The 18640-nt window shown below is 70.2% G+C and carries 17 protein-coding genes and 1 pseudogene; 17 read left to right on the forward strand and 1 reads right to left on the reverse strand.

All coding sequences use genetic code 11. The annotated features are described in order from the left end of the window. From WBA97_RS11535 to WBA97_RS11585, 11 genes and pseudogenes are all read left to right on the forward strand, one after another. A pseudogene (locus tag WBA97_RS11535) lies at positions 1-230 on the forward strand (MCE family protein); the annotation flags it as partial. Then, the gene (locus WBA97_RS11540) at positions 227-1231 is read left to right on the forward strand and encodes an MCE family protein (protein ID WP_424230746.1); all 1005 of its coding nucleotides are present in this window, start codon (positions 227-229) and stop codon (positions 1229-1231) included. The pseudogene WBA97_RS11535 and the gene WBA97_RS11540, both read left to right, overlap by 4 nt. Further along, positions 1228-2223: an MCE family protein gene (locus tag WBA97_RS11545; protein WP_424230747.1), complete on the forward strand. Its 996-nt coding sequence runs from the start codon at positions 1228-1230 to the stop codon at positions 2221-2223. Before WBA97_RS11540 ends, WBA97_RS11545 begins: the two co-directional genes overlap by 4 nt. A gap of 49 nt (positions 2224-2272) precedes the next feature. Then, on the forward strand, positions 2273-3310 hold the full coding sequence (locus WBA97_RS11550; RefSeq protein ID WP_424230748.1) for an MCE family protein: 1038 nt from the start codon (positions 2273-2275) through the stop codon (positions 3308-3310). A 29-nt stretch (positions 3311-3339) separates the two neighbouring features. Further along, positions 3340-4365, forward strand: a complete 1026-nt coding sequence (locus tag WBA97_RS11555; protein ID WP_424230749.1) for an MCE family protein — start codon at positions 3340-3342, stop codon at positions 4363-4365. Continuing rightward, the gene (locus WBA97_RS11560) at positions 4366-5577 is read left to right on the forward strand and encodes an MlaD family protein (protein WP_424230750.1); all 1212 of its coding nucleotides are present in this window, start codon (positions 4366-4368) and stop codon (positions 5575-5577) included. It abuts the gene before it with no gap. Continuing rightward, entirely contained in the window at positions 5562-6065 is a 504-nt protein-coding gene (locus WBA97_RS11565) for a hypothetical protein (RefSeq protein ID WP_424230751.1), read from the forward strand. Before WBA97_RS11560 ends, WBA97_RS11565 begins: the two co-directional genes overlap by 16 nt. Continuing rightward, entirely contained in the window at positions 6062-6685 is a 624-nt protein-coding gene (locus WBA97_RS11570; protein WP_424230752.1) for a hypothetical protein, read from the forward strand. The genes WBA97_RS11565 and WBA97_RS11570 overlap by 4 nt, the downstream gene beginning before the upstream one ends. A gap of 221 nt (positions 6686-6906) precedes the next feature. After that, positions 6907-7488 (forward strand): hypothetical protein, encoded by a 582-nt coding sequence (locus WBA97_RS11575; RefSeq protein ID WP_424230753.1) that lies wholly within the window; start codon positions 6907-6909, stop codon positions 7486-7488. Between the two features lie 62 nt (positions 7489-7550). Further along, positions 7551-8945, forward strand: coding sequence for a DUF6801 domain-containing protein (locus WBA97_RS11580; RefSeq protein WP_424230754.1), 1395 nt, complete (start codon positions 7551-7553; stop codon positions 8943-8945). Between the two features lie 90 nt (positions 8946-9035). Beyond that, a complete protein-coding gene (locus WBA97_RS11585; RefSeq protein WP_424230755.1) occupies positions 9036-9962 on the forward strand; it encodes a hypothetical protein in 927 nt (308 codons plus the stop codon). 51 nt (positions 9963-10013) lie between these two features. Here WBA97_RS11585 and WBA97_RS11590 read toward each other — a convergent pair whose 3' ends face one another. Then, positions 10014-11246 carry a helix-turn-helix domain-containing protein gene (locus WBA97_RS11590; RefSeq protein ID WP_424230756.1) on the reverse strand — a complete coding sequence of 411 codons (1233 nt, stop codon included), beginning with the start codon at positions 11244-11246 and terminating at the stop codon, positions 10014-10016. A 371-nt stretch (positions 11247-11617) separates the two neighbouring features. Between WBA97_RS11590 and WBA97_RS11595 the strand changes: the two genes are divergently transcribed. The 6 genes from WBA97_RS11595 to WBA97_RS11620 all read left to right on the forward strand — a co-directional run bounded on the left by WBA97_RS11595 (position 11618) and on the right by WBA97_RS11620 (position 18633). Further along, positions 11618-12328 (forward strand): hypothetical protein, encoded by a 711-nt coding sequence (locus WBA97_RS11595; protein WP_424230757.1) that lies wholly within the window; start codon positions 11618-11620, stop codon positions 12326-12328. An 84-nt stretch (positions 12329-12412) separates the two neighbouring features. Further along, positions 12413-14140: a DNA polymerase Y family protein gene (locus tag WBA97_RS11600; RefSeq protein WP_424230758.1), complete on the forward strand. Its 1728-nt coding sequence runs from the start codon at positions 12413-12415 to the stop codon at positions 14138-14140. Then, complete coding sequence (locus tag WBA97_RS11605) at positions 14140-14337, forward strand: hypothetical protein (protein WP_424230759.1); 198 nt, start codon at positions 14140-14142, stop codon at positions 14335-14337. The genes WBA97_RS11600 and WBA97_RS11605 overlap by 1 nt, the downstream gene beginning before the upstream one ends. Continuing rightward, complete coding sequence (locus WBA97_RS11610) at positions 14337-17660, forward strand: error-prone DNA polymerase (protein WP_424230760.1); 3324 nt, start codon at positions 14337-14339, stop codon at positions 17658-17660. The genes WBA97_RS11605 and WBA97_RS11610 overlap by 1 nt, the downstream gene beginning before the upstream one ends. A 4-nt stretch (positions 17661-17664) precedes the next feature. Beyond that, positions 17665-18168: a GNAT family N-acetyltransferase gene (locus WBA97_RS11615; protein WP_424230761.1), complete on the forward strand. Its 504-nt coding sequence runs from the start codon at positions 17665-17667 to the stop codon at positions 18166-18168. A gap of 42 nt (positions 18169-18210) precedes the next feature. Beyond that, the gene (locus WBA97_RS11620) at positions 18211-18633 is read left to right on the forward strand and encodes a universal stress protein (protein ID WP_424230762.1); all 423 of its coding nucleotides are present in this window, start codon (positions 18211-18213) and stop codon (positions 18631-18633) included. Positions 18634-18640: the final 7 nt, after the last annotated feature.

The raw sequence follows: 18640 nt of genomic DNA on the forward strand, positions 1-18640 counted from the left end.
CCCCGAGCGGTGTCGCGCCGACGCGGGGCGCGGTCGCGGCCCCGACCGGCGGCGCGGGACACCCGCTGCTGAGCGGCGACAACCTCGGCGGCGACCTCGGCCTGGCCAACTCGCCACAGGAACAGGAGCTGATCGGCACGCTGCTCGCGCCCGCGGTCGGCGAGGTGCCCGGCTGGTCGAGCGTGCTGGTCGGCCCGCTCTACCGCGGCACGGAGGTGACGCTGCGATGAGGAAACTGGCCGCCCCGCTGATCAAGGGCCTGATCTTCGTGCTGGTCACCGGTCTCGCCACGGCCATACTCGCGATCTCGATCGGGAACACGAACGTGGGTGACACGCTGACCTACTCGGCGAGGTTCACCGACGTCACCTCGCTGAACCCCGGCGACGACGTGCGCATCCGAGGTGTGCGCGTCGGCCAGGTCGACGAGATGTCCGTTGTGGACGGTCACCTCGCGCTGGTGCGGTTCTCCGTCGACAAGTCCAAGGCGTTGCCCGCGGACGTCACCGCGACCATCAAGTACCGCAACATGGTCGGCCAGCGATACATCGCGCTCGACCGCGGCGAGAAGCTGTCGGCGGCGCTGCTGGCGGAGAACGCCGAGATCCCGCTCGACCGCACCCGGCCCGCGCTGGACCTGACCGACCTGTTCAACGGTTTCAAGCCGCTGTTCCAGGCGTTGTCACCCGACGACGTCAACGAGCTGTCCGGCGAGATCGTCCAGGTGCTGCAAGGAGAGGGCGGCACGGTCGACTCGCTGCTCGCGCACACCGGTTCGCTGACCAGCACGCTCGCCGACCGCGACCAGGTCATCGGCAACGTGATCAAGAACCTGAACTCGGTGCTGGCCAACATCAACGGCCAGGGTGACGCACTGTCCACACTGGTCTCGACACTGCAGAGGCTGGTGACGGGCCTCGCGGGGGACCGGGCCGTCATCGGCGACGCGATCTCCGGTCTCGCCGACCTGACCGGCGCCACCGCCGGGCTGCTCGACCAGGCCCGCCAACCGCTCAAGGAGAGCATCGCCGGGCTCGGGATGCTCGCATCGAACCTGGCCACCGGGCAGGAGGACCTCGAGCAGTTCCTCACCGCGACCCCCGCCAAGTTCGAGTCGGTCGGCCGCGCCGCGTCGTACGGCTCGTGGCTCAACTTCTACCTGTGCGAAGCGATCCCGGTGGGCCACGAGGACCAGACCTACCAGAGCGCCGCGCCGAGGTGTCACTCGTGAAGAAGTCCTTCCGCGAACGCAGGCCGGTGCCGATCGGCATCATCGGCACCGTGGCGCTGCTCGCCCTCACCGCGCTCGTGTACTTCTGGCCGGACCTGCCAGGGATCAACGGCGCCACGTACGAGGCGGAGTTCTCCGAGGCCGCGGGGCTGCGGCCGGACGACGAGGTGCGGGTGGCCGGCATCAAGGTCGGTGAGGTGACCGACGTCGAGCTGGACGTGGACCGGGTCCTGGTCACCTTCCGCGTCGAGGACACGTGGGTTGGCGACCACACCACCGCCGCCATCAAGATCAAGACATTGCTGGGCCGCAAGTTCCTCGCACTGCACCCGACCGGTGACCGCGACCAGGACCCGGACGTGCGCATCGGGATGGACCGCACGGTCACGCCCTACGACGTGACGCAGGCGTTCGAGGGCCTGGCGGACACCGCGGGCGCGATCGACACCGACCAGCTGGCGATGAGCTTCCGCACCATCTCCGACACGTTCGCGAACTCGCCAGAGCACGTGCGGTCGGCGCTGGACGGGCTGACCGCGTTGTCCCACACCATCTCCTCCCGCGACGACCAGCTGGCCGAGCTGCTACGCAACACCCGCCAGATCACCTCGACGCTGGCTGGCACGAACGAGGAGTTCGACAAGCTGCTCGACGACGGCGAGCTGCTCCTGACCGAGCTGTCGAACCGGCGGGAGGCCATTCACAACCTGCTCACCGGCACCACGGACCTCGCGGAGCAGCTGTCCGGGCTGGTGGCGGACAACCAGAGCCAGCTCGCGCCGGCGCTCTCGCAGCTCGAGGTGGTCACCGACGTGCTGATCAAGTACGGGAACAAGCTGGACCAGAGCCTCAAGCTCGCCGGGCCGTACTTCCGCGTGGTCAACAACGCGACCGGCAGCGGCCGCTGGATCGACAGCTACGTCTGCGGCCTGGTCCCGGAGAACCGGGAACCCTGTGTGCCGCCACGGATTCCGGACAGGGGGCCCCGGTGAGCGGATCTTGCGGAGCGTTCCGCCGCCACGTAGCGGGCGAGGTGGCGTCATGAACGACACGAGGGCACGCCGCCGCCTCGGCCGGTTCGTCGCCATCGCGACGGTGCTCGCCGTGGTCGCGGCCGGCGCGCTGTGGTGGATCTTCGGCGGCGACGACCAGAAGCGGATCACCGCGTACTTCTCCCGTGCGGTCGGCGTGTACGCGGGCTCGGACGTGCAGGTGCTCGGCGTGCGGGTCGGTGCGGTCGAGTCGGTGACCCCGCGCGGTGACCGGGTCGAGGTCGTGTTCACGGTGGACGGCGAGGTCGGCGTTTCGCGGGAGACCAAGGCGGTCGTGGTCGCGCCGAGCGTCGTGTCGGACCGGTACGTGCAGCTCACCGACCTGAGCCGCGGCGGGCCGGTGATCTCCGATGGGGCGGTGATCCCCGAGTCGCGCACGGCGACCCCGGTCGAGCTGGACGAGCTGTACGCGAGCCTGAACACACTGGTGACGGCGCTTGGCCCGGATGGGGCCAACTCCGACGGTGCGCTGTCCGAGCTGCTTGACACGGGTGCCGCCAACCTGGAGGGCAACGGCAAGGCGTTCAACGAGAGCGTCCGCAACTTCGCCGAGGCCGCGCGCACGCTGTCCGGCTCGGCGGGCGACCTGTTCGGCACGGTCGACGCGCTGCAGAAGTTCACCACCATGCTCGCCACCAACGACAAGCAGGTGCTGGGCGTGAACAGCCAGCTCGACCAGGTGTGGCGCACGTTGTCGGCCGACCGTGACGAGCTGAGCACGGCGCTGAGCACGCTCGCCTCCGCACTGGCCGACATCCAGGCGTTCATCCGCGACAACCGCACCGCCATCAAGTCCAATGTGGACAAACTGGCGCGGACGACGCAGCTGCTGGTCGACAACCGTGCCTCGGTCGCGGAGGCGCTCGACGTGATACCCATCGCCGCCACCAACGTGCACGCCGCCTTCGACCCCGCGACACAAACCCTGCAGGGCCGGGGACTCCTGCTGGAGTACCTGAGCGACCCGGCGGCGCCGGTCGTGCCGCTGCCGTTCACCGACGGTGTGCCGTTGGAGGGTCCGCGATGAGTGGAACTTGCGGGGCACAGCGGCGCGGTATGAGGAGACTGGTCGCCGCGTGTGCCGCGGTCCTCCTGCTCGCCGGGTGCACCTCGACCGGCGTGAACGGCATCTACGACATGCCGCTGCCCGGCGGCGCCGACCTCGGCGACCACCCGTACCGGGTCACGGTGGAGTTCGCCGACGTGCTCGACCTCGTGCCGCAGGCCGCGGTGAAGGTCAACGACGTGGTCGTCGGCCGGGTCGAGTCGATCGAGCTCGGCGGCGCCGACCGGTGGACGCCGCAGGTCGTGGTGGTCGTCAACGGTGACGTGGCGCTGCCCGCCGACGCGTCGGCGAGCCTGCGCCAGTCGAGCCTCCTCGGCGAGAAGTTCGTCGAGCTGGCCGCGCCGGACGACAGCGCCAACCCGGCGAAGCTGGCCGACGGCGCGATGATCACCGCGGACCGCACGAACCGGCACACCGAGGTCGAGGAGGTCTTCGGCGCGCTGTCGCTGCTGCTCAACGGTGGTGGCATCGGCCAGCTGCGGACCATCAACCAGGAGCTGTCGAAGGCGCTGTCCGGCAACGAGCCGGAGATCAAGGCCTTTCTGTCCAATGTGGACGAACTGGTGACGAACCTCGACGAGCACCGGGGCGACATCACCGCAGCGCTCAACGGGCTCAACACGTTGTCCACCACGCTCGCCGGGCGGGGCGAACAGATCCGCGGCGCGCTCACCGGCCTCACTCCCGGCCTGCGGGCGCTGACCGAACAACGCAGCGCGCTCGTCACCATGCTGCAGTCGCTGGACACGCTGTCGGACGTCGCGGTCGACACGATCAACCGCAGCCGTGACGACATGGTCGCCGACCTCAAGGCCCTCGCGCCGGTCCTCGACCAGCTGGCCGCGGCGGGGCAGAACCTGCCGAGGGCACTGGAGATCCTGCCGACGTTCCCGTTCACCGACTCGGTGCTCGATGCGACGAAGGGCGACTTCATCAACGTGTTCTTCACCCTCGAGGTCGACCCCGACTTCCCGGAGCCGCTCCCGCCCCTGCCGATCCCGGAAGGGGGCAACTGAATGCTCACCAGAACGGTCCGGGTGCAGGTCATCGCGTTCGTGGTGCTCGCGCTCGCGGCGGTCGCGTTCGTCGGCGCCAACTACGCAGGGCTCGGCAGGCTGTTCGGCGGCGGCACGTACACCGTGCGGTTGCAGCTCGACGACGGCGGCGGCCTGTTCACCAACAGCGAGGTCACCTACCGGGGGGTCGCGGTCGGCCGGGTCGGGCAGCTGCGGCTCACCGACGACGGCATGGAGGCCGACCTCGTCATGGAGGACGACGCGCCGAGGATCCCGGTCGACGCGAAGGCCGTGGTGGCCAATCGGTCCGCGATCGGTGAGCAGTACGTCGACCTGCAGCCACGCGGCGATGGCGGCCCGTTCCTCGAGGACGGGGCGGTGATCCCGAAGGAGTCGACGACCGTCCCCATGCCGGTCACCACGCTGCTCGGCAACCTCTCCGACTTCAACCAGTCGGTGCCGACCGAGTCGCTTCGGGTGGTCGTCGACGAGCTGTACACGGCCATGAACGACACCGGCCCGAGCATGCGCCTGCTGCTCGACTCGACCATGTCGTTCACCGACGAGGCCCGCGACCACCTGCCGCAGACCACGATGCTGATCGACGACGGCGCGACCGTGCTGCGGACACAGCTCGACTCGTCGGACGCCTGGCGGTCGTTCGCGGGCAACGCCAAGCTGTTCGCGCGCGAGCTCGCCAGTGCCGACGGCGACCTGAGGGAGCTGATCGGCGCCGCGCCGGACGCCGCGACCCAGCTGTCGGCGCTGCTGTCCGACACCAACCCCGGCCTTTCCGTGCTGGTGGCGAACCTGCTGACCACCTCGGAGATCTTCGAGTCGCGGATCGCGGGCATGCGGCAGCTGTTCGTGAACGTGCCGAAGGCGGTCGCGGCGACGTCCACGGCGATCACGCCGGAGAGCGGGAACCTGTCGATCGTCATGAACTTCACCGACCCGCTGCCGTGCGTGCGCGGCTACCACACGCCCTACCGGCAGGGCGAGGTGGCGACGCCGCTGCCGTTCGACACCGCCACCGCGTGCACGCTTCCGTACGGCGACCCGCGCCTGGTGCGCGGCTCGCAGAACGTGCCGGACAGCGGGGTGCCCGCGCCAGCGGTGCCGGGTGGCGGGGTGCACATGCCAGGGCCCCTCGGCGCACCGGACCTGCCGCTGGTCGCCAACCTGGAGGAGTTGCTGTGGCTCGGGAAGTGAAGGTGATGCTTGGCGTCGTCGTGGTGGCGCTCGCGTTCGCCGGGTGGGGTGGTTTCACCTGGTGGCAGGCGTCCCGCGACGACTCGCTCGCCTACGCCACCGCCCGTGAGGAGGTGCTCGCCGCGGGCCGCACCCAGGTCGCCACGCTGACCACGCTGGACTACCACGACGTGGACGGTGGCATCGAACGCTGGCTTTCGGTGTCGACCGGTGGCTTGCGCGACGAGCTGGCCGCGACCGACGCCGAGACCCGGGGGCAGCTGAAGGCGAACGCCACGGTCGCCACCGGGCGGGTGCTGGACGCGGCCGTGAGCGAGCTGGACACCCGCTCAGGCTCGGCGAAGCTGCTCGTGTCCGTGGAGATCTCGACCGCCAAGGACGGCTCGCCGCCATCGGCGAAACGCAACCGGTTCGTCGCCGGGATGTCGCAAGTGGACGGTGAGTGGAAGCTGTCCGCGCTGGACCAGGTGCCGTTGGGAGCGCAATGACCACACAGGTGGACGACCTCGACGAGACCGACCTCGACGACGTGGACACGGGTACCGACACCGAGGCGGACCCGCCCGACGAGGACAGCGACCCGCCGGAGCCGACCGGGTTCTTCCGTCCCCGGCGGGTGGCGGTGGCGCTCGGCGTGCTGGCCGCGCTCCTGGTCGGCGCGGGCACCTGGGCGCTGGTGGCGGCCGGTGATCTGCGTTCCTCCGGTGCCGCGCACAACAGCGCGCTCGTGGACACCGGCCGCACCGCCGAGGTGAGCGCCGCCGTCAGCAGTGCGCTCAGTCAGATCTTCTCCTATTCCTACGACAAGACCGAGGTGACGGAGGAGGCCGCTGCCGCGGTGCTCCGGGGTGCGGCACTCGAGGTCTACGACAAGCTCTTCGCCGAGGTCCGCGACAAAGCGCCAGGGCAGAAGCTCGTGCTCACCACCCGCGTCGTGTATTCGGCCGTGCAGTCGCTGGAAGGCGATCGGGCCCGGTTGCTGGTGTTCCTCGACCAGTCCGCGACCCGGGTCGACACGAACACCACGAATGCCGCCGCCGCGCAGTTGTCAGTAACGGCCAAACGTGAGGGCGGCCATTGGGTGATAACGGACATGGCCCCCCGCTGAACTATCAGGAGATGACAAGAAAATAACTGCGGACTGTGCGTCCGGCAGAAAGGGCAAAAATGACTTGATCCTTTTGCGGTAGGCAATTGTGTTTCCTGTTACCGGCAGGTAACGTCATTTGTGCGAGGGCTTGCAAAAGCCGAAATTGCCTTCCGTAGTAATTCCTCACGGAAAGGAACATTCGAATGCGTGGACGATTGATTGGTGCCATTGCCACCGGTGTGGCTTTGGTCGCGACGACCGTGTTCGCGGGGACCGCCTCGGCGCTGCCGCTGGTGTGGGACGTCTCCCGGGACGACGGTGGCACGGGCACCGCCTTCACCGGCGTGGCCGGTGTGACCGTCCTGACCACGGCATCCGGCGTCGAGCTGACCTGCGACTCGGCTACGGCGGCCGGTACGGCGAACCTCGGCGTTGGCGTCTCGAACCCGATCGCGACGCTCCCGCCCGGCAGCACGCAGTTCAACGAGTGCACGGGTCCGTTCGGCCTCACGTTCACCGTTGCCCACCAGGGCACGTGGGCACTGAACGGCGGCACCTACGCCTCGGGTGTCACGACCGGCCAGATCACCAACATCGACGCGGACATCTCGGGTCCGTTCTGTGAGGCGACGGTCACCGGTGCCGTGAACGCCACGTTCACGAACTCCAGCAACGCGCTGGCGGTACTGCCTGCCCAGACGTTGACGGTCAGCTACGTCGACCCGGCGAACGACTGCCTCGGGTTGATCACCCAGGGCGAGGCGGCCGGGTTCTCCGGCACCTTCGTCATCACTCCCGGGCTGACGGTCGTCGGCCGGTAGGACCGGTGGGGCCTGCCCGGCCGCACCCGGGCAGGCCCCACACACTCCCGAAAGGCGGGTAGATGAGGCGGAACCGACGGGCGCTGGCCATCGCGGCCGCGGCGACCTCGCTGGTGGTCGTTCCCGGCATCGCCGGGGCGCAACAGGAACCGCCGCGCTCCGAACCGCTGGTGATCGACACCTCGCTCGGCTACCTGTGTGGCGAGGCGGGGCCGGTCACGCTGCGGGTCACCGCGACGCTCCCGCCGTCGGCCGTGGCCGGCGTGCCGATCGCACCCAAGGACGCCGGTCTCCAGGTGACGGTCCCGGCCTCGGCATTCGCCGGGCTGCCGGGCGCGGCCAGTGTCGCGGCCGTGACCAGGCTCGACGTACTGCCCGCGACGTGGACGGCAGTGCAGTCCGACCCGGTGCCACTCGCCGGCTCCGTGGTGCTCGGCGCCACCGTCACCGCCCCGCCGGTGACCGCCCCGCCGGAAGGCGACCTGGCTTTCGCCGCGGGCGACATGACCGTCGAGATCACCGGGTACGCCGAGGACGGCGCGCCGACCGAGCCGCCAACGATCGGGCTGACCTGCGTGCCCGACCCCGCCGAGACCGCCGAGTTCGCGGTCGTGCCGGTACAGGTGCCAACGCCGGAGCGGGGCTCGTCGCCCGCGCCCGGCGAGCCGGGACAACCCGACGCGGGCGGGCCGTCCGCCGCCCCGCCGTCCATCGCCGCGCCGCCGCCGCCGGAGTGCTACCGCCTCCCCGACGTGCCCGTGGAATACCGGGCGCCGTTCTGCGCGAAGGTGAACGGCCGCGCCAACATCGCGAAGCTGGACGCGGCGGTCTACCAGCCCACCGGCCTGGTGAACATCACCGCGACGAACCTCATGATCAACAAATGTCCGGAGAAACCGCCAGTGGGGTGCCAGGACGCGCTCGTGCTGCCCGAGTTGAACGGTGAGTCCAAGTACCCGCCCGCACCGGGGTCGTTCTACGCGTTCGGTTTCATGCCGGCCACCGGCACCATGCAGCTGACCCAGGTCGGACTCGCCAATGTCCACCAGTGGTCGAAGCTGACCCCGATCCCGGGGCAGCCCGGCGAGTACGACGGCCTCACCACGGTCAAGGTGAAGCTGTCCGCCCAGATCCTGGCCGCCACCGTCAACGGCGTCCCCGTGCCGGTCGGGCCCGACTGCCGCAGCGCGGCGCCCATCGACGCCGTGTTCACCGCGACCTACAGCGGGTCGGACAAGTACTCGATCACCAAGGGCGGCCCGCTGATGGGCACCGTGACGATCCCGCCGTTCAGCGGCTGCGGGGCCGACGAGGACCTCGACCCGATCCTCACCGGCCTGATCTCGGGGCCGGGGAACTACGTCCGGCTCTACCAGGGCGCGGTCTGCACGATCACCGGCAACAACGTCGGCTGCCCGCCGGTGGAGCCGACGGATCCGAAGTATCCGAAACCCTGAGTCACGTTCCGGGCTCGACGTGCCCAGCGCGTCAGTTCCTGCTTTCCGACCCTGACGAAAACCGGCTGTTCCCCTTTTGAGAGGTGACCTATGTCCCGAATCCGAAGAACCGTGCCCCTGGTCGTCGCGGCGGTCGCCGCGTCACTGCTCGCGGTCGTCACTCCCGCCTCGGGCGCCACGCTCGCCGGCGCGTGGGCCCCGCTGAACCGGTGCCCGGTCGACGACCCCGCGATGCTCGCCGCCGACGGGGCGACCGTCTCGGCGCTGTGCCTGTCGTCCAGCGCCGCGACCGGCACGTTCAAGCTCGGCGGGACCACGCTCACGACCGGCGCGACCGACCTCCAGGCCGGGCTGCTCAACCAGAGTGGCACGTACTCGCTCGTGGCCCCGCAGGGCGGCGCGGTCGTCGGCGCGCCGGTCGACATCCCCGGCGGGCTGCTCGGCCTCATGTGCCCGAGCAAGATCCCGGTGATCTCCGACATCTGCGAGAAAGTGGTGAACAACCCGCTCAACCGGGTGACCGCGACCATCCAGTCCGCCGGCGCGCCGAGGGACTTCAACCTCTCCGCTGGCGCTGGCGCTGGCACACCGATCGTGACGCTGCCGGTGAAGATCAGGCTCAGCAACCCGTTCCTGGAGCCGAACTGCTACATCGGCTCGAACAGCAACCCGATCCTGCTGAAGCCCGCGAACAGCACGCGCCCGACGGCCAGCTTCGTGCGGTTCAACGCGGACGGCACGGCGAACCCGACCGGCGAGATGGGCTACCTGTCGCTGTCCGGCGCCGCGCAGACCGACACCACGTTCGCGGTGCCGGGCGCCAACGGCTGTGGTCTGTTCGGACTGCTGTCCGGCGCGGTGAACCTCAAGCAGGGCCTGCCGTCGCCGGCCGGTGCGAACAGCCTGGTGCTGAACGACGCCACGACCAACGTCGGCGGGTTCCAGACCCCGCGCAACTTCGCGCCGACGCAGGGTCGGCAGCTGGCGGACCGCTGGCACGCGGCCGCCACGGGCTGACACCCGCCATGAAGGTGCCCTTCGGGACGGTCAACGTCCCGAAGGGCACCGTCAGCGTCTGTCTCGTTGCGCGGGGAGCACGAGGTCGTGCTCCTTGCGTCGTCCCGGTGCGGTGCGCAGCACCAGTTCCAGCTCGAACCGCTGCTGGGGATCGTGCAGCAGCGAGCCGAGTGACTGCTCCAGCTGCCGCATGCGGTAGCGGACGGTCTGGGGGTGCACGTCCAGCAGCGCCGCCATGTCCGGCACGCTGCCCTGCGCGTCCAGCCACGCACGCACCGTCTCCAGCATCCGTTCCCGCTGCTTTGCGGTGAGGCCACGCAGCGGGGCCAGTATCCGGTCCCGCAGCGTGGCGAGCAGCCGGTCGTCGGAGTGCACGAGAACGGTCGACAGGTGCTGCTCGCAGCGGATCACCTGGCGGTCCGGCAGCACGCCCTGCTGCGCGAGCGTGAGTGCCTTCCTTGCCCACCGCAACGCGTGCGCGGCCGCGTCGAGCCGCACACCGGGGCCGACCGCGAGCCTGCACTGCGGCAGCGCCGCCCGGATCGCCGCGAGGCGCGCGTCGGTCACCTCGCCGGGCACCAGCATCCGTGGCTCGATGCCGTCGAGGTCGGCGAGCACGTCCGCGTCGAGCGTCGGTTTCCGCTGGTTGTGGCCGGTGCCGGGGAGCGTGTGGACGGCGATCGGGGACAACTTGTCCGGCACGGTCCACCCGATCAGCTGCGCCAGCTCCGCGATCGCCGCCGCCGGTGCGGGCGGGGTCTGCAGGATCATGCCGAGCAGACGGCGGCGCCACGTCTCCAGTGCGCCCGCGGACGTCGCCTTGGCCTCGAGGTAGCCGTCGAGCGCGACCGAGGCGAGCTTGTCCATGTACGCGAACACGGCGTCGGCGAGCTGCGACATCACCGCCGACGACAGGCCGTTGCGTTTGCCGATGCGCATCATCCGCTGCCACGCCACCCGCGCGCCGACCCGGTAGGCGGCCTGCAGGTCGTCGAGGCTGCGGCCCTCGCGCATCTCGTTCTGCCCGAGCTTCTGGTGGACCTCGTGGCACTTCTGCGCGGAGGCGTCCGGGTTCGCGATCTGTTCGATGAACAGCGTCAGTGCGTAGTGCACACCCGCCCGGATCGACTTGCCGTACGGGCCGTCGAGCGGGCGCGCGTAGTTCGGGATCTTGGCGCGGATCTCGTCGACGATCTCGGTGGCGAGGCTGGCGAGCTCCGGTCTCAGTACGTCGGCCAGCGGCCTGGGCAGGGCGTTGTTGTCGAGCTGGTACTCGACCGTCATGTGCTGCCCCCAATCGCCACCGTGCGGCGTCGAGCGGTGGCACATCGTGTATCGGCCCGGGACTTCGAGATGTCACATCTGCACGGAACAAACCGACGGTTTGTTTTCCCGGTGACAAGTTCACCCCATCCGTTTGTAGGCAGTCGACAACCCGCGACCCCACGCCCCAGAACCCGCGAGTCCACGGTTCAGAACCCGCGAGTCCACGGTTCAGAACCCGCGAGTTGGCCGTTCGGGACCGCTGAGTTGGCGGTTGGCGCCCTTCTGCGCCGACGGGCTCGCGTTCGACGTGGTGCCGTGTTAATATCGAACAGGCGTTCGAGTTCGCTGCCTTCCCCGCAGCGCCTGGCGGGGGAATGAGGTGCGTGCGAATGCCGGCGTTGGGTGCAGCGTCGTCGCTGGCCACTCCTGGTGCGGTGGGAGTGGCCAGCGACCTCGCGTCCAGCCCGGACGACCGGGCCAGAATGCTGCCGGTGCACCCGGCCCTCGTCGACCTGTTCCCGTGGGGCGGTCTGCGGCGAGGTGTCACGGTGGCAGTCCGCGACTCGACGTCGCTCCTTTTCGCGCTCCTGGCATCGCCGACGGACACCGGTTCGTGGGCGGCGTTGGTCGGCATGCCCGACCTCGGCCTCCGGGCGGCGGCCGAACTGGGGGTCGCGGTGGAGCGGCTCGCCGTGGTCCGCCATCCCGGTGCGAACCTGCCCTCGGTCGTGGCCGCGTTACTGGACGGCATGGACCTCGTCGCGGTCGATCCTGCCCGTCTCACCGACTCTCACCTCCGCCGCCTTTCGGCGCGCGCCCGGCATCGCGGCGCCGTGCTGATCTCGACGGGCCCCTGGCCGGGCGCGGATCTGGACCTGACCCCGGTGCGCACCCGGTGGGCCGGCCTCGGCGACGGCCACGGCTTCCTCGAGGCACGCGAAACCGTGGTCGCCGCCCGGGGAAGGGGCGCGGCGGCCCGTCCCACGCGGGTCGAGGCGTACCTTCCCTCGGCGGGCGGCGCGGTGGCCCCGTGCCGGAGGCACCTGCCGGTGCCCCTGTTCGACAGCGACTGGCGCCGCGAGCGCGCGGAGGTTTCCTGACCGCGTTTTCCCTTGCCACGCATGGGTTTTCACTCGTCAGGGGGAATATCGCCATTCCGCTTGACGCGTTGATCGTTCGAACGTATGTTCGATCACGTGGAACGGATGCTCGTCGTGTGGTGCCCCGACTGGCCGGTGACGGCGGCCGCGTCGGCGGCCAGGCTGACCCCGCACCAGCCGGTGGCGGTGGCCGCGGCCAACCGCGTGGTGGCCTGCTCCGCGCCTGCGCGGATCGAGGGTGTCCGCAGGGGGATGCGCCGTCGTGACGCGCAGGGCCGTTGCCCGGAGCTGGTCGTCTTCCCCGACGACCCGGTGCGGGACGCGCGGCTGTTCGAACCCGTCGCGGCCGCCGTCGAGGAGATGGCGGTCGGCGTCGAGATCATCAGACCTGGCGTGGTCGCGGTCCCTGCCCGCGGCCCCGCCGGCTACTTCGGCGGCGAGGAGCGCGCCGCGGAACGCCTGATCGACCAGGTCGCCGACCGCACCGGCGCGGAGTGCGAAATCGGCGTGGCCGACGGGCTGTTCGCGGCCGTCCTCGCCGCCCGGCGCGGGCGGCTGGTCCCGCCGGGCACGAGCCGGGAGTTCCTGGCGCCGCTGAGCGTCCGCGAACTGCACCGGCCATCGGAGGGCCACCATCGTGCCGACCTCGTCGACCTGTTGCGGCGCCTGGGTCTGCGCACGCTGGGCACGTTCGCCGAGGTGCCGGAAAAGGACGTGTCGGCCCGGTTCGGCGCCGACGCGGTGGCTGCTCACCGGCTGGCCCTCGGCGAGCAGGAACGACCGCCGTCGCGCCGCAGACCGCCGCCCGACCTGGTGGTCACCGAGGCACTGGACCCGCCGGTGGAGCGGGTGGACGCGGCCGCGTTCGCCGCCCGCACGCTCGCCGAGAAGCTGCACGCCGGCCTCGCCGCGCACGGCCTGGCCTGCACCCGCCTCGGCATCCACGCGATGACGGCCAACGGGGAGGAACGCGAGCGGGTCTGGCGGTGCGCGGAACCGCTGACCCCTGGCGGCATCGCGGACCGGGTGCGGTGGCAGCTGGAAGGGTGGCTGAGCGGAGCTTGCGGAGCGAAAGATCAGGCACTGAGCGGAGCTTGCGGAGCGAGAAAGCAGGCACAGGGCGGAGCTTGCGGAGCGAGAAAGCAGGCACTGAGCGGAGCTTGCGGAGCTGGCGGAGCGAAAGATCAAGCACTGAGTGGAGCGGGGGGTCGGCCGTCCGCGGGGATCATCAGGCTGCGCCTCGAACCGGCTGAGGTCGTGGAAGGGTCCGCGCTGCAACTCGACCTGTGGCGTGGCGAGGGCCGCGCTGAGGCCGACGAGCGAGCCGGTCGCGCCATGGTCCACGTGCAGGGCCTCCTCGGTCCGGACGCCGTGGTCACGCCGGTGCTCGGCGGTGGCCGTGAACCCGGTGAGGCGGTGCGGCTGGTCCCGTGGGGCGACGAACAGTCCCCGCGCCGCGACCCGGACGCGCCGTGGCCGGGCCGGTTGCCCGCCCCCTCACCCGCCACAGTGCTCGCGAAACCGTTGCCCGCCAGGGTGTTCGACGCGGCAGGCCGCGTGGTCGACATCAGCGCGCGGCACGAGCTGACCGGCAGACCGTGCCATGTCTCTGTCGACGGTGGCCGCCCTCGGCGGGTGCGTGCGTGGGCAGGCCCGTGGGCCACGGACGCGCGCTGGTGGGTCAGCCCGTGCAGGCGCGCACGCCTGCAGGTGCTGCTGGCGGACGAGGAACAAGAAGAAGACGACACACAGACCGCGCTGCTCCTGGTGCTTTCCGAGGAGCGGTGGACAGTGGAAGGAATCTACGACTGATGGCCAAGTCCTGCCCGGAATGCCGCTTCGCCAACGGGAGCTGCCGGCAGTTCGTCATCGGGCACCCGAACCCGGTGTGCGTCGCGGGCTACCCGCAACGCGTGACTCTGTCGGACGGCCTGGCCGACGACCTCGACCACCTGGATTTACTCGTCCCGGCCCCGCGCCTGTCACCGGAGAACCTCCGGGTGCGGTAATGGGCTGGCACAACCCGCCGGTCCGGTGGTCGGAGGTGGAGCGCATCCTCTCCGGCCGCCCGGAACCGCGGCACGGGGACGGTGGTGACAGTCCCGCGTGGACACACAAGCGCGAGCGCTACACGGCGCCCTCGGGCGTCGGGCCGCCCAGCGTCACCGACCTCGCGGGCAGTGAGGTCCGTGTCCCGTACGCGGAACTGCACTGCCACTCCAACTTCAGCTTCCTCGACGGCGCGAGCCATCCCGAGGAGCTGGTGGAGTCGGCGGCGCTGCTCGGCCTCGACGCGATCGCGATCACCGACCACGACGGCATGTACGGCGTGGTCCGGTTTGCGGAGGCGGCGCGGGAGCTGGGGGTCAGCACGGTGTTCGGCACCGAGCTGAGCATGGGCCTCACCCAGCCGCAGAACGGGATCCCCGACCCGGAGGGCGATCACCTGCTGCTGCTGGCGACCGGTGTGCCCGGCTACGGCAGGCTGTGCCACACGATCACCGACGGCCAGCTCGCGCACGACGGTGACGACGTGGCGGAGAAGGGCCGCCCGGTCTACCGCTTCGACGACATCGTGGACCAGACGCGGGGCGAGGTCGTCGCGCTCACGGGCTGCCGCAAGGCGTCGGTGCGGCGCGCGCTGCTGGCCGACGGCCCGGACGCGGCGTTCGCCGAGCTGTACCGGCTGGCGGACGCGTTCGGCCGCGACAACACGTTCGTCGAGCTGATCGACCACGGCCTGCCGCTCGACACCCGGCACAACGACCTGCTCGCGGAGATGGCGCTCGAGCTGCGCCTGCCACTGGTGGCGACGAACGCCGTGCACTTCGCGCAGCCGCACCGCGGCGAGCTGGCGGCGGCGATGGCCGCGGTGCGGGCCAGGCGCAGTCTCGACGAGCTGGACGGCTGGCTGCCGCCCGCGCCGACCGCGTACCTGCGGTCCGGTGAGGAGATGAAACGCCGGTTCGCGCGCTACCCGGGTGCCGTGCAGCGCGCGGCGGTGCTCGGTGTGCAGCTGTCGTTCGACCTGAAGCTGGTCGCGCCGGAGCTGCCGCCGTTCGATGTGGACGGTCACACGGAGATCAGCTACCTGCGGGAGAAGACGTTCGCTGGCGCGTTCGTCCGGTACGGCACCCGCGAGCAGTCGCCGAAGGCGTACGCGCAGCTGGACCACGAGCTGAGGGTGATCGAGGAACTGGGCTTCCCCGGCTACTTCCTGATCGTCGCGGACATCGTGGACTTCTGCCGTGGCCAGGGGATCTACTGTCAGGGCCGCGGCTCGGCCGCGAACTCGGCGGTCTGCTACGCGCTGGGCATCACGAAGGTCGACGCGGTCCGCTGGGACCTGCTGTTCGAACGGTTCCTCGCCCCGGCCCGCGACGGTCCGCCGGACATCGACCTCGACATCGAGTCGGACCGGCGGGAAGAGGCGATCCAGTACGTCTACGAGCGCTATGACCGGCGGCATGCCGCGCAGGTGGCGAACGTGGTCGCGTACCGGGCGAAGTCCGCGGTGCGTGACATGGCGAAGGCGCTCGGGTACTCGCCGGGCCAGCAGGACGCGTGGAGCAAACAGATCGACCGCTGGGCGCCGGTGAAGGAGACCGTCGGGGAGAACGACCACGACGTGCCGGTGCCGGTGCTGGAGCTGGCGGGTCAGCTGGAGGACTTCCCCCGGCACCTTGGCATCCACTCGGGCGGCATGGTGATCTGCGACCGCCCGGTCAGCGAGGTGTGCCCGGTCGAGCGGGCCCGCATGGACAAACGCACGGTCCTGCAGTGGGACAAGGACGACTGCGCCGCGATCGGCCTGGTGAAGTTCGACCTGCTCGGCCTCGGCATGCTGTCCGCGCTGCGGTACATGGTCGAACTCGTCGCGGAGCACCATGGCGTCGAGGTGAACATCGACAAGCTGGATCTGGCTGACGACAAGGTCTACGACATGCTGTGCCGAGCCGACTCGGTGGGTGTGTTCCAGGTGGAGAGCAGGGCGCAGATGGCCACGCTGCCGCGCCTGAAGCCGAGGAAGTTCTACGACCTGGTGGTGGAGGTCGCGCTGATCCGCCCCGGCCCGATCCAGGGCGGCTCGGTCCACCCCTACATCCGCAGGGCCAACGGGAAAGAGAAGATCACCTATGATCATCCCCTGCTGGAGAAGGCGCTGAGGAAGACCAAGGGTGTCCCACTGTTCCAGGAACAGCTGATGCAGATGGCGGTCGACGTCGCCGACTTCACCCCGGCGGAAGCCGACGAGCTGCGCCGTGCGATGGGTGCCAAGCGCTCGACGAGACGCATGGAACGCCTGCGGGAACGCTTCTACGAAGGCGCGGCGGAGCACGGCATCGAGGAGGAGTTGGCTGGCCGGATCTACGAGAAGCTGATGGCGTTCGCGAACTTCGGCTTCCCGGAGAGCCACGCGCTGAGCTTCGCGTACCTGGTGTTCGCGAGCGCGTGGTTCAAGCTGTATTACCCGGCGGCGTTCTGCGCCGCGCTGCTGAAAGCACAGCCGATGGGCTTCTACAGCCCGCAGTCACTGGTGGCGGACGCGAGACGCCACGGCGTGACGGTGCGGGGTCCGGACATCAACAGGAGCGAGCCGCAGGCGACCCTGGAAGCGGACGAGGCAGGCGACCAGACCGTCCGGACAGGACTGGCCACGGTCCGGAAGATAGGCGAGGACCTGGCGGAGAAGATCGTGGTGGAAAGACAGCACGGCCCGTACCGGAACATGGCCGATCTGGCACGAAGAACCCAGCTGACCAGGCCACAACTGGAAGCACTGGCGACCTCGGGCGCGTTCGCCTGCTTCGACCTGGCCCGCCGCGAGGCGCTGTGGGCGGCGGGCGCGGTGTCAGGCGAACACCCGGACCGCCTTCCTGGCACCACGGTGGGCGCGGCAGCGCCACCACTGCCCGGCATGGACGGCATAGAGACCGCGGTGGCGGACGTCTGGGCGACGGGCCTGTCCCCGGACAGCTTCCCGACCCAGTTCGTCCGCGAGTGGCTGACCAGCCAGGGCGCGTTGCCGGTGGTGGAGCTGCCGAAGGTGAAGAGCGGCACGAGGGTGCTGATCGGCGGCGCGGTGACCCACCGCCAGCGCCCGGCCACCGCGGGCGGCGTCACGTTCCTGAACCTGGAAGACGAGACCGGCATGGTGAACGTGGTGTGCACGCAGGGCCTGTGGACGCGTTACCGGAGAACGGCAAGGAACTCGGCCGCTCTGCTGGTGAGAGGAACGGTGGAGAACGCGGAGGGGGTGACCAGCCTGCAAGCAGACCAGCTGGAGAACCTGGACCTGCGCATCCCCAGCCGTTCCAGGGATTTTCGCTGATCGGATGGCCCTGCTCAAAGTGCGCAACGCCTTGGCGACCCGACGCACGGCCGAGGCCGCCGAGCGGCTGGTCTTCGAGTACCTGGCCGCCACGCGGGTCGAGACCGGGTGGCCGGAGCCGACCGCCATCGGCAGGCTGCCTCCGGTGCTCCAACAGGAATGCCGCGACCTCGGACAGGTCTACCGTCCACCGGGTGGCTTGTGGCTGGCCTACCTCGACGGCAAGCCCGTCGGCTGCGTCGGCCTGGTGTCCCGCGCGCTGGGCACGGCGGAGATCAGGCGCCTCTACGTGCGGCCCGCCCATCGCGGCGGGATCGGCCGCATCCTGATGAACCACGCCCACCAGCACGCCGCGGACCGGTACTTCAACCGCGTCGTCGTGAGCGTCCCGCCCGCCAGCACGACCGTGATCGACTTCTGCCGCCGCCTCGGCTACACCGACGCCGAGCCCTACGACGCGTCCCCGAGTTCGATGGTCAACCTGCAACGGCCGGTCACTCACGTATAACGACCGTTCAACTGTCGGTGGTCACGGCTCTAAGATCCGGACGTGCGTGACTACGAGGTCGGTAAGGACGGGCTTGCCGTGATCGTCGTCGGCGTCGATGGGACGCCGCGCGCACTGCATGCCGCCGCGTGGGCCAGTGGGCTGGCGCGACGGGAACGGGCGCGGCTCGTGTTCGTCTACGTTGAGCCGCTGACCAGCCCCGCGTACTGGTCGCCGTTCGGCATGGCGACCGCCGCGGAGGCGGCAGGCGAGCTGGTCGCCGAGCTGCGCGGCGCGATCGCCGACTACTTCGGCAGCATGGGGGTGCGCTGGGAGCTGGTCCACCACCGCGGCGACCCCGGCCACGGGCTGGAGAAGGTCGCGGAGGAACTGCACGCGGACTGCATCGTCGTCGGGCGCGGCAGCGGTGGCGTCGCGAAGTACCTCATCAACGACGCGCGCAGACCTGTCGTGGTCGTTCCCTAGTCTGCGG

The organism is Actinophytocola sp., from assembly GCF_049647105.1.
Lineage (GTDB): Bacteria > Actinomycetota > Actinomycetes > Mycobacteriales > Pseudonocardiaceae > Actinophytocola.

What these genes read in the sequence shown, in the direction of transcription:
- WBA97_RS11540 (WP_424230746.1), top strand. Translation starts at nt 227, where the DNA reads ATGAGGAAACTGGCCGCCCCGCTGATCAAGGGCCTGATCTTCGTGCTG.
- WBA97_RS11550 (WP_424230748.1), top strand. Translation starts at nt 2,273, where the DNA reads ATGAACGACACGAGGGCACGCCGCCGCCTCGGCCGGTTCGTCGCCATC.
- WBA97_RS11555 (WP_424230749.1), top strand. Translation starts at nt 3,340, where the DNA reads ATGAGGAGACTGGTCGCCGCGTGTGCCGCGGTCCTCCTGCTCGCCGGG.
- WBA97_RS11560 (WP_424230750.1), top strand. Translation starts at nt 4,366, where the DNA reads ATGCTCACCAGAACGGTCCGGGTGCAGGTCATCGCGTTCGTGGTGCTC.
- WBA97_RS11570 (WP_424230752.1), top strand. Translation starts at nt 6,062, where the DNA reads ATGACCACACAGGTGGACGACCTCGACGAGACCGACCTCGACGACGTG.
- WBA97_RS11580 (WP_424230754.1), top strand. Translation starts at nt 7,551, where the DNA reads ATGAGGCGGAACCGACGGGCGCTGGCCATCGCGGCCGCGGCGACCTCG.
- WBA97_RS11585 (WP_424230755.1), top strand. Translation starts at nt 9,036, where the DNA reads ATGTCCCGAATCCGAAGAACCGTGCCCCTGGTCGTCGCGGCGGTCGCC.
- WBA97_RS11590 (WP_424230756.1), bottom strand. Translation starts at nt 11,246, where the DNA reads ATGACGGTCGAGTACCAGCTCGACAACAACGCCCTGCCCAGGCCGCTG.
- WBA97_RS11595 (WP_424230757.1), top strand. Translation starts at nt 11,618, where the DNA reads ATGCCGGCGTTGGGTGCAGCGTCGTCGCTGGCCACTCCTGGTGCGGTG.
- WBA97_RS11600 (WP_424230758.1), top strand. Translation starts at nt 12,413, where the DNA reads ATGTTCGATCACGTGGAACGGATGCTCGTCGTGTGGTGCCCCGACTGG.
- WBA97_RS11605 (WP_424230759.1), top strand. Translation starts at nt 14,140, where the DNA reads ATGGCCAAGTCCTGCCCGGAATGCCGCTTCGCCAACGGGAGCTGCCGG.
- WBA97_RS11610 (WP_424230760.1), top strand. Translation starts at nt 14,337, where the DNA reads ATGGGCTGGCACAACCCGCCGGTCCGGTGGTCGGAGGTGGAGCGCATC.
- WBA97_RS11615 (WP_424230761.1), top strand. Translation starts at nt 17,665, where the DNA reads ATGGCCCTGCTCAAAGTGCGCAACGCCTTGGCGACCCGACGCACGGCC.